This window comes from Neobacillus niacini (assembly GCF_031457145.1).
Taxonomy (GTDB): Bacteria; Bacillota; Bacilli; order Bacillales; family Cytobacillaceae; genus Neobacillus; species Neobacillus niacini_J.
Genome location: NZ_JAVDVZ010000013.1, coordinates 24,167 through 36,726 on the forward strand (window position 1 = coordinate 24,167; position 12,560 = coordinate 36,726).

Annotated in this window: 14 protein-coding genes and 1 pseudogene; 7 read left to right on the top strand and 8 right to left on the bottom strand. The window is 39.6% G+C overall.

Features of this window, described 5'->3' with window-relative positions:
* Window positions 1–8 precede the first annotated feature (8 nt).
* Window positions 9–200, top strand: a pseudogene (locus J2Y03_RS29010) (IS3 family transposase); the annotation flags it as partial.
* Between the two features lie 59 nt (window positions 201–259).
* On the opposite strand, the gene J2Y03_RS22870 reads toward J2Y03_RS29010, so the two are convergent.
* The 7 genes from J2Y03_RS22870 to J2Y03_RS22900 all read right to left on the bottom strand — a co-directional run bounded on the left by J2Y03_RS22870 (window position 260) and on the right by J2Y03_RS22900 (window position 7,821).
* A complete protein-coding gene (locus J2Y03_RS22870; protein ID WP_310198738.1) occupies window positions 260–1,327 on the bottom strand; it encodes a M42 family metallopeptidase in 1,068 nt (355 codons plus the stop codon).
* A gap of 73 nt (window positions 1,328–1,400) precedes the next feature.
* On the bottom strand, window positions 1,401–3,032 hold the full coding sequence (locus J2Y03_RS22875; RefSeq protein WP_310198741.1) for an ABC transporter substrate-binding protein: 1,632 nt from the start codon (window positions 3,030–3,032) through the stop codon (window positions 1,401–1,403).
* 82 nt (window positions 3,033–3,114) lie between these two features.
* The gene (locus J2Y03_RS22880) at window positions 3,115–4,011 is read right to left on the bottom strand and encodes an ABC transporter permease (RefSeq protein WP_310198744.1); all 897 of its coding nucleotides are present in this window, start codon (window positions 4,009–4,011) and stop codon (window positions 3,115–3,117) included.
* Window positions 4,012–4,027: 16 nt separating this feature from the next.
* On the bottom strand, window positions 4,028–5,032 hold the full coding sequence (locus tag J2Y03_RS22885) for an ABC transporter permease (RefSeq protein ID WP_310198747.1): 1,005 nt from the start codon (window positions 5,030–5,032) through the stop codon (window positions 4,028–4,030).
* A 44-nt stretch (window positions 5,033–5,076) separates the two neighbouring features.
* Window positions 5,077–6,021 carry an ABC transporter ATP-binding protein gene (locus J2Y03_RS22890; protein ID WP_310198750.1) on the bottom strand — a complete coding sequence of 315 codons (945 nt, stop codon included), beginning with the start codon at window positions 6,019–6,021 and terminating at the stop codon, window positions 5,077–5,079.
* Window positions 6,018–7,031, bottom strand: coding sequence for an ABC transporter ATP-binding protein (locus J2Y03_RS22895; protein ID WP_310198752.1), 1,014 nt, complete (start codon window positions 7,029–7,031; stop codon window positions 6,018–6,020). Before J2Y03_RS22895 ends, J2Y03_RS22890 begins: the two co-directional genes overlap by 4 nt.
* 628 nt (window positions 7,032–7,659) lie before the next feature.
* Window positions 7,660–7,821, bottom strand: coding sequence for a hypothetical protein (locus J2Y03_RS22900; protein WP_310198755.1), 162 nt, complete (start codon window positions 7,819–7,821; stop codon window positions 7,660–7,662).
* Window positions 7,822–7,923: 102 nt separating this feature from the next.
* On the opposite strand from J2Y03_RS22900, the gene J2Y03_RS22905 reads away from it, so the two are divergent.
* The 6 genes from J2Y03_RS22905 (at window position 7,924) to J2Y03_RS22930 (ending at window position 10,958) form a co-directional block, all read left to right on the top strand.
* A complete protein-coding gene (locus J2Y03_RS22905) occupies window positions 7,924–8,766 on the top strand; it encodes a hypothetical protein (RefSeq protein ID WP_310198758.1) in 843 nt (280 codons plus the stop codon).
* 178 nt (window positions 8,767–8,944) lie between these two features.
* Complete coding sequence (locus J2Y03_RS22910) at window positions 8,945–9,553, top strand: competence protein ComK (RefSeq protein ID WP_310198761.1); 609 nt, start codon at window positions 8,945–8,947, stop codon at window positions 9,551–9,553.
* Between the two features lie 44 nt (window positions 9,554–9,597).
* Window positions 9,598–9,837 carry a helix-turn-helix domain-containing protein gene (locus J2Y03_RS22915; RefSeq protein WP_310198764.1) on the top strand — a complete coding sequence of 80 codons (240 nt, stop codon included), beginning with the start codon at window positions 9,598–9,600 and terminating at the stop codon, window positions 9,835–9,837.
* Window positions 9,838–10,062: 225 nt separating this feature from the next.
* Window positions 10,063–10,338 carry a helix-turn-helix domain-containing protein gene (locus J2Y03_RS22920; RefSeq protein WP_310198767.1) on the top strand — a complete coding sequence of 92 codons (276 nt, stop codon included), beginning with the start codon at window positions 10,063–10,065 and terminating at the stop codon, window positions 10,336–10,338.
* A gap of 40 nt (window positions 10,339–10,378) precedes the next feature.
* Window positions 10,379–10,549 carry a hypothetical protein gene (locus J2Y03_RS22925; RefSeq protein WP_310198770.1) on the top strand — a complete coding sequence of 57 codons (171 nt, stop codon included), beginning with the start codon at window positions 10,379–10,381 and terminating at the stop codon, window positions 10,547–10,549.
* A gap of 163 nt (window positions 10,550–10,712) precedes the next feature.
* Complete coding sequence (locus J2Y03_RS22930) at window positions 10,713–10,958, top strand: hypothetical protein (protein WP_310198772.1); 246 nt, start codon at window positions 10,713–10,715, stop codon at window positions 10,956–10,958.
* 643 nt (window positions 10,959–11,601) lie between these two features.
* On the opposite strand, the gene J2Y03_RS22935 is transcribed toward J2Y03_RS22930, so the two are convergent.
* Window positions 11,602–12,435: a hypothetical protein gene (locus tag J2Y03_RS22935; protein WP_310198773.1), complete on the bottom strand. Its 834-nt coding sequence runs from the start codon at window positions 12,433–12,435 to the stop codon at window positions 11,602–11,604.
* Between the last annotated feature and the right edge of the window lie 125 nt (window positions 12,436–12,560).

Here is a 12,560-nt window from a genome sequence, read left to right on the forward strand (position 1 = left end):
GTTGGGATAACGCTGTTATTGAGAGCTTTTTTTCGCAGTTAAAAACGGAATTTCCTTATTTTTATCCCAACTGCCCAATCGAATCATTTCAACATAATTTAAAGAAATATATTCGTTATTACAATGAAAAACGAATCCAAAAAAGAATGGGATTCGTTTCTCCTAAAATGTATTATTTAAATTACCAAAATGCATCATAAATGTCGAATTTACTAATGTCTACTTTTCGGGGGCTTGACCACAGGCACGGATATCAAAATCATGTATCTAAAAACGTCTTACCTTTTAATTGATCTAACATTACCACAAAATCGTGCAGTAGTTTATAGCTGTTTTCCATGTCATCCAGATCAACAACTTCTATTGGTGTATGGGTATACCGGGATGGTATGGAGATGACTCCGGTTGATACGCCTTTATTTGTCATATGGATGGCTCCTGCATCGGTTCCGATTCCCATGAAGACTTCCATTTGGTAGGGGATGTTGCCCTCTACGGCCACTTTTTCCAAATGTCCAGTTACCAGCGGATGCGCAATAAGTGATTTATCGACAATCTTAATGCACGGTCCGTTCCCAAGAACTCTTGTCCCTGTCATCAGAACATCCGGCGTGTCACTGGTTGGTGTGGTATCAAGAGCTAAGGCAAATTCCGGTTCCACGGCATTGGATACAACCGATGCTCCGCGTAAACCAACCTCCTCTTGGACCGTAAACGCACCATAAATATCACCATGCTTAGCCCCTGTATCAGTTAAGTCCTGAAGCAGACGGATTAACAAGGCACAGCCCGCACGGTCATCTAACGCTTTACCAACAGCACGATGGCTTCCGATCCGTTTCAACTCTGTCCCGTATGAAATCGGCTGGCCGACCTTAATCCCCATCTCTTTCGCATCCTCAGCAGAACGGGCACCGATGTCAATGTATAACTCGCGGTGCGAGGACACTCTTTTCGGATCATCCCATTTCACATAGTGCATCGCTATTGTTCCAATGACGCCATCCAAAATCCCCTTATCTGAGCGGATTTTCACCGGCAGGGAATTCAAGAATCGGTCATCATGTCCGCCTAGTTTTTCAAAGCGCAGCAGGCCGTTTTCTTCAATCTTTTTCACAATGAAGCCGACTTCATCCGTATGGGCAGCAATCACTAAAGAAGGATAACTTGGATCATTTCCCTTCTTTTTCACAATCAAATTCCCGACGGCATCGACATGATATTCATCTACATAGTCTTTAATTTCGTTTAAAATAAACCGCTGCACATCCTGTTCAAAACCGCTGGGACCAACGATATCACATAAGTTCTTCAATAGCTCGTACATCAACATTTCACTCCTAAAAAGAACCCCCCACATAAGTGGGGGATTTTTATATTTTTGGGAATTCCCCGCAAAATTACTTATTCAAGTAAACTTCAGTAAGGTCTTCTTTTTCCATTGGGTGCGGCTTAAAGCCCTCAACATATCCAGCTAGACCTAATGGAGGAGTGGTATGGGCAAGTGTTACCCACGGCGCATCCGCATGGAAAATCTCCTGTGCCTGCTGGTACAACTTCGCACGTTCCTCTTGATCAAATGTCACACGTGCTTTATCTAATAAGCTTGTAAACTCTTCATTTACATAGAAGGCACGGTTACTTGCCGGTTTTTGTGTATTTGTGCTGCTAAGGTTTGGATATAGGAAGTTGTCCGGGTCAGCCATTACGCCTGTCCAGCCGTATAATCCCATTGGGTGCTCACCGTTACCTGATTTTTGCAGGTAAGTCGCCCACTCATATGTTTTGATTTCAGCGTCGATGCCAATCTCTTTTAAATCAGCTTGGATCGCTTCAGCAACCTTTAATGGCTGCGGCATATATGGTCTTGGGTTGCTCATTGCCCATAATTCAGTTTTAAAGCCATCCGGGAAACCTGCTTCTGCAAGTAACTTCTTCGCTGCTTTTACATCATACTTATAATCTTCGATGTCATTGTTATAACCCCATAGACCTGGTGGGAATGGGTTTTTTGCTACTTCTGCATAGCCATTGTAGAAGGCATCTACAATCTCTTGCTTGTCAATGGCCATATTAACGGCTTGGCGTACTTTTACATTATCAAATGGCGCCATTTGTGTATTCAGTACCATATAACCAATGTTAAAGCTTGGGCGCTCTAGTAAACTTAATTGTGAGTTCGCTTTAATCGTATCCGCGTCATCTGGATTTAAGTTGTCAATAATATCTACTTCACCGCTTTGAAGAGCTGTTAAACGTGAAGAGTTATCAGGAATCACTCGGAAGATTACTTCATCTAGATATGGTTTACCTTTATCGTAATAATTTTCATTTGCCTTTAAAACAATTTTGTCATTACGGTTCCAGCTTTCAAACTTGAATGGGCCAGTACCAACTGGGTTCTCGCCAAACTTTTCACCATATTTTTTAATCGCCTCAGGACTTGCGATACCAAACATTTGAATCGCTAAGTAGCTGATAAATGGAGCGGTTGGCTCAGTAAGTTTAAATTCAACGGTTGATTCGTCAAGTGCTTTTACGTGTTCGACCTTATGTTTAGGGTCACCCTTAAATCCGCCGTAAAGGAATGGGTAGTAAGGAAAGTCTCCTTGGTGATATGGGTTTGCCGGATCCATCCAGCGCTCCCAGTTAAACACGACTGCATCGGCATTGAAATCAGTGCCATCTTGGAATTTAACTCCCTTTTTCAGCTTAATTGTCCATGTTAACCCGTCTGCAGACGTTTCATATGACTCGGCCAATTTTGGTTGTAATTCCAGCTTGTCATCATAAACAAACAGTGTTTCAAAAATATGCATCGTTACGCGGGTAGACTCACCGTCTGTAACATTAATTGGATCTAAAGAAATGGAGTCTGCTCCACGGGCATAGATAAGTGTACCGCCTTCTTTTGGTCCGCTCTTTTCGCTTTTTCCGCCGGCTGCTTCATTCTTACCGCCTCCGCCGCAAGCAGAAAGGATCAAGGAAAGCACTAACAAAATACTTACAATAAATGAAGATTTGCGTTTCATGATTTGTTCCCCCTGTTGTTTTTTTATATAAAAGCAAGGCTGTGTTCAGCCTGCATTTTACCAAATTTTCCTAAACACCTTACTAGCTTTTCATTCTTGGGTCCAAGGCATCTCTCAGCCCATCGCCCATTAAGTTGAAACCGAGTACTGTCAGCATAATAGCAACCCCTGGAAAAAGAACAGTCCATGGCGCTTGAATGATATACTGTCTGGAATCGGCAAGCATTTTACCCCACTCCGGCTCGGGCGGCTGTGCCCCCATTCCAAGGAATCCAAGGGCTGCCGCTTCGATGATCGCTGTTGCAATCGCCAAAGTACCTTGAACGATGATGGGAGCTAAACTGTTGGGTAATACATGATGAAATAAAATGCGTGCATCACTCATCCCAATGGCTTTAGCCGCCATAATATATTCCTCTTGTTTTACACTCAGCACCTTCGAGCGAATCAGTCTTCCGAAGTTCGGTACATTGATTAACGCGATTGCGATTAATGCATTTTGCAGGGAAGGCCCTAACACAGCAACAACAGCAATCGCTAATAGAATACTAGGGAAGGCTAGCATAATATCAAAAATTCTAGAGATTAACGTATCAATCCAACGGCCATAATACCCGGCAATGATACCGAGAAAACAACCGATGACAATCGAGCCCGTTACGGCGACAAATCCTACCCATAAAGATATTCGTGCCCCAAACATGACACGCGATAAGATGTCCCGTCCGAAGTCATCGGTTCCAAACCAATGGTCAGCAGAAGGAGGCGCATTTCGATTGGAAAGCACTTGCTCATTTACTCCATAAGGGGCAATCACAGGTGCCACGATCGCAATAATGATAAAAAATACAACAATTCCTGCACCAACAAGGGCAAATTTATTTTTCTTAAAGCTTTTCCAAGCCTCCCTGCCCGGGGAAACTACTTCCTCTTGGTTGTTAAGAACCAGATCATTTTTACTTTTTGCTAAAACAGCCATGGCCGTCCACCTCCCCTTAGTTGTATTTAATTCGTGGATCAATAGCAACGTACAGAAGGTCCACTACTAGGTTGATTAAAATGAAAATTGTAGCAATAATGAGAATGCCAGATTGGATGACCGGATAATCACGATATCCAATGGCTTCATATATATATCGTCCGATGCCAGGCCAGCCAAATATCGTTTCCGTTAAAATCGCTCCACCCAATAGAAGGCCGATTTGAAGACCAATCACCGTTAACACAGGAATAACCGCATTTTTTAAGGAGTGTTTGTACACAACCCAAAACATTCTCATTCCTTTTGCACGAGCGGTTCGGATATAGTCAGAACGCATAACCTCTAACATACTTGAACGTGTGATTCGGGCAATAATGGCCATCGGAATCGTCGCCAGCGTAATACTCGGCAAGATCAAATGTCTGACAACCTCTCCAAACTGATCCCATCTACCGTTAAGCAACGTATCAATTAAATATAAGCTCGTAATGGCTTCAACAGGATTACGGACATCCTCTCTGCCCGTTGACGGCAGCCATCCTAATTCTAGTGAGAATAACCATTGTTCCATCAGACCAAGCCAGAAAACTGGGATTGAAATACCAATCAGTGCTACTACCATGGCGCTATAGTCAAACCATGAATTTTGGAACCAAGCACTGATAATGCCAGCATTTACCCCGATTACAATCGCGATAATCATAGCTGCTAACGATAACTCTAACGTCGCAGCAAGGTATGGCCAGATTTCCTCGCTGATTGGAGTGGAACTTCTTAATGATTCTCCCAAATCTCCCGTCAGCAATCCTTTTACATATTCAACAAATTGTATATACCATGGATCGTTTAGTCCTAATTTCTCCGTTAACGCTGCAATGGCTTCCTTTGTTGCCTGCTGCCCTAAAATGACCTGAGCTGGGTCCCCAGGAATTGCCCTTATGATAAAGAACACAACTAATGTCATACCAAACAGGACAGGAATCAGCATAAGCAGCCGGCGAATGGTGTATGTAAGCATTGTTTCCCTCCCCCTCTTTTTTAGAAACTAGTAATCTACTAGCGTTACCTCGTATGGCAAGCTACAAAATGTCCCGGTTCAACCTCCACTAAACCCGGACGATCGGCTTCAACATCCTTCCAAGACTCATCTATATAATACGCATCCGGCAATTGGCCAAACTGTACCGCACTTTGTGCCCCCGCCTTATAATAATCCGGATCGGGGATCGGTACTGCTGATAACAGCTGCTGGGTATAAGGATGCATGGGAGTTTGATAGATTTTTTCACTATCGGCAAGTTCAACCATACGGCCCTTATACATAACGCCAACGCGGTCACTGATATGACGGACAACCCCAAGATCATGAGCGATAAAGATGTACGTCAGCTTAAACTCTTTTTGCAAATCTTTTAATAGATTAAGAACCTGTGATTGAATCGATACATCCAGTGCGGAAACCGGCTCATCCGCGATAATAAGTTTTGGATTCGTCATCAACGCCCGGGCTATCCCGATCCGCTGCCGCTGCCCCCCGCTGAATTGGTGCGGATACCGCTTGGCGTGATAGCTTGATAACCCTACTACTTCCAGCATCTCTTTGACCTTTTGTTTCCTTTGTGCAGTATCCCCGATTCCATGTACAATCAATGGCTCTTCGAGAATCTTTTCCACTGTGTGTCTGGGATTTAATGAGGCAAAGGGATCTTGAAAGACCATTTGAATATTCCGTCTCACTTTTCGCATTTCTTTTTGTGGCAGGGCTCTTAAGTCCTGATGATTAAAGATGATTTGTCCATCCGTGGGCTCAATCAATCGAAGCAGAATTCTTCCTGTTGTTGATTTCCCACAGCCGCTTTCTCCTACGATTCCCAATGTTTCGCCTTCTTTTACTGAAAAAGAAACACCATCTACTGCTTTCATTTCGCCGACCTTTTTGCCCAATATACCACCGGTAATCGGAAAATGTTTCTTTAAATTGTTAACCTGCAAGATAGTCTCTGTCATACAGATACAACCCCTTGTTTGTTAGAATCTAGTTGCTGTTCTTGTTCATGAAGGAAGCATCTGACCTTCTGTCCTCCACTAGTCTGATATAATTCAGGAGATTCCTTCATGCAGCGCTCAAAAGCATGTTCACATCTTGCTGCAAAACGGCAGCCTTCTTTAATGCTTCCCGGCTTCGGTACGTTTCCCGGAATGGAATAAAGGCGCTCTACCTTTTTTCGCATATCCGGAACGGATTTAATAAGGCCAACCGTATACGGATGCTTTGGATTTTTAAAGATTGTTTCAATATCGCCTTCCTCTACGACCTTTCCTGCATACATCACGACAATCCGTGAGCAAACCTCAGCGACAACTCCTAGGTCATGGGTAATCATCATAATCGCCGTGTTATAGTCTTTATTCAGCTGCTTCATCAATTTTAAAATTTGCGCTTGAATCGTTACATCCAGTGCAGTTGTCGGCTCATCCGCAATCAATAGCTGCGGGTTACAAACCATCGCCATGGCAATCATGACCCGCTGCCGCATTCCACCCGATAGTTGATGTGGGTATTCGTTGATCAGCTCGTTCGCGCGGGGTAAGCCAACTAGTTCGAGAATCTCAATGGCACGTTCTTTAATTTGTTTTTTATTCCATTTGTTATGTAAACGGATCGTCTCCATAATCTGGTCCCCAATCGTAAAGAGGGGATTCAAGGAGGTCATTGGCTCCTGAAAGATCATAGTTATATCATTGCCGCGAATTTCCCGCATCCGTTTTTCCGATGTTTTCGTTAAATCCTCACCTTTATATAGAATTTCTCCGCCCACAATCTTGCCTGGCGGGTTGGGAACTAACCCCATAACCGAAAGCGAGGTTACTGACTTACCGCATCCGGACTCGCCGACAATGCCAAGGATTTCTCCCTCGTTGACGTGGAAACTGACATCATCCACCGCAGCCACTTCGCCGTTATCTGTAAAAAAGGATGTCCTTAAATGATTGACTTCTAAGACCGCTTTGCTCATTATCAATACTCTCCTTTCAATAACATTCTTCCTCAGAATTGTTATATAATTTAGTATTTTTTCCTATCTTTGGAAAAGGATATTCCCGTATAGAAAAAGCTTAAAAACAGCTATATAATAAGGTTTTCAGAAAATTTCATGAGAGTCAATTTTCCAAATAAAAGTTATTTTTAGATTAATCAGTATTATATAGTAATAATAGTAAATATTCTACAATATTTTGTGCCCCGAAACTCCCGAAAATCGAAGGATATTATACTTCGAATACCGAAATAACAACATTGGATGCGTTTACAATTAATTCAAAAAATTCTTATTTTTATATAAAAAAAAAGTCCGGGCAAATACCACCCGGTCTTAGGAGACAGTTCTCATGGATAAATGATGGTTCACTTTAGAAATAGCCTGACAAAGTAAAACCATAACTACTTTGACAGAACTCCAACATGCTTCAACATCTCTCGCCTAGTGGGGATCTGACCCAAAAATTACATAATCCTCCTTATTCTGCTAAAAAACTACAAAAAACATAAAAAAGGCAGAAAGCTCACCCTCCACCTTTTCTCATACTTTACGTCGTTAAAACTTTAACCTAGCGGGGGTCTGACCCACTGGCCTGGCCTACTGTTTAACTATCTAACAACCTATCAATCTTCGACAAAATTCGGGCAGTGACAGGCATCAAAACGCAAAAATCGCCAGCAAAAATCTCTTTTAAACGCTTTTTTCTGCGTTTCACTCTAAAAATACCCTCAAAAATAGAAAGACGCAGTTCGATTAATTCAGCCAATCTCGTTATTGTAGAAGTGCCGGTCGTGAGCCTTCACATAACATATAGCCCTCACGAAGGAAAACTTAAACAAGGCTATGGAATGAAAGGGTGTTAGTAATCGTGAGTATAAAATCTGGTAACACTAGGGAATTTAAGCAGTTCTCGCAATTCAGTTCCCTTCAGGAATTTAATCATCATATGGAAATGTGGTTAGTAGAACACAAGCATGATTTTACGAAAGGGGAAATTGTCGGATTAAAAAGGCTCGTACGGTTTGCAGCCAAAATCCCTGGCGTTTGCAATGCCAAAATTGGGACCCTCTTAAAATCAATTCACGACCAATACCATGATAATGGCATATCAAGATCTACCTTTAAACGAATGATTTTGAAAGCAAAAGGATTTGGTATCATCACAGTCTTTGAAACAGAAAGGAAGAACGGCTCGCAGTCTAGCAATTTATATCAGTTTAATCGTTTCCCATCGAATGAACTACCCAAAGAGGAAAAAATGAACCACCAAAATGAAACTAATAATCTTATTAAAACAAATAATCATAAGATAAATAAACGTTGCGAAGAGCCGTCAATATTAGATTACACCTATGTAAGCAGCCGGGTTCCACAACCCTTTATCGACTTGGTAAAGTGCTTTTTCTCCGATGCAAAAACCATTGAAGAATTTTGGCAGATGGTACAAATTTCTGCTTTTCGCTTTGAGTGTACAACTGACACAGAAGATATACTAGACATCTCAATCCAAGCCTTTCGACAACTGATTCGAAAAATAAAAAAGACCAATCTTGTAAAAAATCCGATCGCCTACTTTTATGGAATCTTAAACAACAAATTCATGAAAATCTATCTAGAAAAAATAGCTGCCGTGGGGATTAAAACGCAAATATCCCATGCTTTTATCGATGACATAGACCCCGAATGGGATTGGCTGCAGCCAAATGAATAAAGGATGATTGCCATTTTAGACCACGAAAGGAACCGTTACGTAAAAACTGTCGTATTTTCGTCAAAATTCACCCGAATTATGGCGAATCCTGATCACTATAGTCTGCAGTAAAAAAGTCCTATTTACCGTTTAATAGATTTATAAGGTAACCGCATACATTGCCTCTCAAAATAGCAGGATGGAAACCTTTTTCAAACCTATTATCCAAAAGGAGTGGAGAACCGTTAATAATTTCTATATTAATAAGAAAGTAATACTTATGTTGGGTGAATATGACCGAAATGGGAAACTATGTTCCAGGATTATGGTAGAAAAAACAACTTTACTAGTGGATAGAGCGCCACTAAATTTACTAGACGATACATTAAAATACATAGGCTTTGATTTACGGGGAGCAATGGCAGGGGCAAAATTTATTCTTAATAAGACGGTGAAATGTCCAATCATTGTGAATCCGTATCAAAGCGTTTGCCTTTTTCCAAGCAAATCACCACAAAAACATGACTGCATCTGGTTTAATCCCGAACATATTATCAATACCAAAGCAATTGGCAACAAGACGGAGGTAGCATTCAGCAACGGCCATTTCATGATTGTCGATGCAAAATTAACTGCCTTTAACAATAAACTTCAGACAGCCAATCAATTAAAACGGCTTACAACGGAAAGAGGAATCCAAGCTAGCCCCCTCCTTTTTTATCTGGAACCGCCAAAAAAACATCAGCTTCTTAAGGAAAAATCAGGCAAGTATAATTTTGATAGTTTAAAAGAAGAAAACAAAAAATGAAAACGACTTATTCGATATCTACTATTCAAAGGAGGTGTTCCTTGGTGGATTATTATTCACACCTGGATTTTGGTAAGGCATTAAAAAAGCTGCGAAAGGAACGGAATTTATCCCAAGAAAAACTTGCGGACCTTAGCGGGCTAGATCGTTCCTATATTAGTATTCTTGAAAGAAATCTTAAACTGCCTAGTCTATATACCATATTGGCCCTTGCTACCGGGCTTGGTATAAAAGCTTCAGAATTTATTATGGAAATGGAAAAAATCCAGTATTTGATAGAGTGAATGCATCGTTCTGACATACAAAGAAAAAATTCACGCCCAAATAATAGATTGCATCTTATTAAATAAAAGTGATTCGGCAGCGATTATTCTGATTAAATTACTACAAATATCCCCAAATTAGTGAACCCTAAAAATTTATTTATTTAAAAGAGCTCGTTTGTCGTCTATAGCCCGTGGAGATATAACACCCCTAGTTATGTAATTGGTTTAAAAAGGAGAATTTCCTTGAAAGAAAAGACCATTTACATAGGAGAAGTAATTAGAACTTTACGTAAAGCAAAAGGTATGACACAAGAAGAACTCGCGAATGAAATCAACTTAGATCGGAGTTATTTAAGTGAAATTGAAAGAAACCTAAAAGCTCCATCACTCTATACAATCTTTAAACTTACTAAAGGCTTAGTCATACCACCAGGAGAACTTACTGAAAAAATCTACGATGATATAGACTTTGATAGTTTATTCGAACAAGAGTTCACTGAACCAAGAAAGGACAAATGAAATTATGATAATCATTCCAACTTTGGAAAAATAAATAAGATTGAGAGGAAATGGAACACATACAAATAAAGAAAGATGTGCGGAATTAGTCATTAAAGACTTGCGTAAGAGTATGGAAATTTCAGAGGATGATAAAGGGTTTAGGTCGAGGGGAATAAAGGAAGGTGTTATTCTCCTTCGGTTTCGTGTGATGGCAGACAAGCAAATTTAAGAGATAATCAAATTTCTACAATACTTCACTCTTTTCTGTTCCATAATCCCTTCATAACACTCTAATAGACTAGTGATATTCATAAAACATAGGACAATAGAATTTGGATATTTGTATCAGTCAGTTGCTAAAATTATTCTTACGAAAAAATGAGGGTCGGCAGATGAACAAGAAGAACATTGAAATTGTTAGATTGGATATTTGTAGAAAATTCGAGAGCAATGGCCAATTGTATTATGTAGAGATTTTCCATTATATAGATGGCACCATCCAAGCGTTTGCAAATAAAAGACCAGGTAAAGTCCAATATCTATCAGAAGAGTTTCCAATCGGTATCGGTCGTGATGATCATCATCCAACAAAGGCTGCTATTCAAGCTATTAACAACATTCAACATCAATCATACTAGCATTACAACTGCTGAGCGTTCCTCCAGCTTCAGGATTTAATTGATGACATAGGATAAAGCAGACTATTGAGGGAGTAGTATGTTTTTGGTTCGAGGAAATTAACAGAGCCATTTCGTTATTGCTTCTCTCTAAAATATGTTTCATAAGTACCCTTGCACACTTTTTACTTGGTCCTCTTTTCGACAATATCCTTACCATAAAGGTAGATTAAACTTATATATGACAGCATTTAGAGCAATTCTAATCAGACGATTGATTAACGAAAATAAATTCAATTAATCGATTAATTAAATAGCACGTAAGCCCTTTAATCAAACTAACTTTTTACCTGTTTTTTTAAAAATAATTGTCGTAAAAAAGGTGTGGTTGGTAAGAATCATCTTCAAAACTGACAATAGAAACTAGTAAAATACAGTTTCATACAAAACGAAACAAGTTACCATACTAACCAATCGTTTGTTTAAAAGTGCAGCAAACCCTTAAAACAAAAGGACATTTACCTGTTTTCCAGAAAATTTATTGTCGAGGGAAACTCTTTTTCGTTCTTCTATACAACGCTACAATTCTGGCCCACCTCCCTGAACGGAGATGAGCCTGGTAATTGACATTAATAATTGCTATAGACAAGCATTAAGTAGCTGGTTATCTACTTCCTAATTCCATTAAACCTAACCTTACAAATAATTTCCGAATATATCTACTACTATTAGTTAGTGCCCAGTTTGCGCAATCAAACCCTAATTTATCCGGGAAAAAAGGAGCACTATCTTTTTCTTCTATTAGAGTATCTTCAAATTCAAATAACCCTTCACAAAGTTCCTCGATTTTTGTTGGACTTACATTTTCCCCTCCGGTGTGTAAGTCAATAATAGGATGATAGTGAATTAAGTGATTTCTCAATTCAATCAATATACCAATGTCCTTCCACCACATATGTCGGACACCAAAGGCGTCAGTTATTTTTTTCACCTTAATATATAAAGTATCATCTTTAATCCTGATTTCATCTGTGATTTGTTTTAGAGTTTGTTCATCTGTACTTGTACCATATGTTTCATTAAATTCATCAGTATTAAAAGCCAACATATATATTTCATTAATCGTTGCTTCCATATATGCAACGCTAGAAGTGATTGTATTGATAACATAGGATCTATACTTTGTAATGGCTTCAAATTTTTCTTTTGGAGATTTTATATCCTTACGGCTACTATAGATTTCTTTACTATTATCTACAAATAGTTTAGCCGCTCTTAAATGATCCAATGATAAAAAGGTTGTAGTATAAACATCGCTAGAATTAACTTTATATTCTACTAGGCTTGGATCTATGTCAAAAAGGATTTTGAAATACTCTTCATCACTTATTTCTGGTTCATCTACACCATATTCTTCCTGCAAATCTTCACCAGATTCGATACTTTCCTTACCCTCAACTTCTTCATGTTCGTTTTTCTCTAAATCTTCATTACCCATTAACTTTACCTCCAATTAACTTATGTTTAAACGAGCAAAAATTCCATCTATATTTTACCATATTAATTTGTATGAACGGTTAGTATTCTCTTTAACAGTCAAAACCTCTTTCTACTGGACGCCTT

What these genes read in the sequence shown, in the direction of transcription:
- J2Y03_RS22870 (WP_310198738.1), bottom strand. Translation starts at nt 1,327, where the DNA reads ATGTACGAGCTATTGAAGAACTTATGTGATATCGTTGGTCCCAGCGGT.
- J2Y03_RS22875 (WP_310198741.1), bottom strand. Translation starts at nt 3,032, where the DNA reads ATGAAACGCAAATCTTCATTTATTGTAAGTATTTTGTTAGTGCTTTCC.
- J2Y03_RS22880 (WP_310198744.1), bottom strand. Translation starts at nt 4,011, where the DNA reads ATGGCTGTTTTAGCAAAAAGTAAAAATGATCTGGTTCTTAACAACCAA.
- J2Y03_RS22885 (WP_310198747.1), bottom strand. Translation starts at nt 5,032, where the DNA reads ATGCTTACATACACCATTCGCCGGCTGCTTATGCTGATTCCTGTCCTG.
- J2Y03_RS22890 (WP_310198750.1), bottom strand. Translation starts at nt 6,021, where the DNA reads ATGACAGAGACTATCTTGCAGGTTAACAATTTAAAGAAACATTTTCCG.
- J2Y03_RS22895 (WP_310198752.1), bottom strand. Translation starts at nt 7,031, where the DNA reads ATGAGCAAAGCGGTCTTAGAAGTCAATCATTTAAGGACATCCTTTTTT.
- J2Y03_RS22910 (WP_310198761.1), top strand. Translation starts at nt 8,945, where the DNA reads ATGGAAACCTTTTTCAAACCTATTATCCAAAAGGAGTGGAGAACCGTT.
- J2Y03_RS22930 (WP_310198772.1), top strand. Translation starts at nt 10,713, where the DNA reads ATGAACAAGAAGAACATTGAAATTGTTAGATTGGATATTTGTAGAAAA.
- J2Y03_RS22935 (WP_310198773.1), bottom strand. Translation starts at nt 12,435, where the DNA reads ATGGGTAATGAAGATTTAGAGAAAAACGAACATGAAGAAGTTGAGGGT.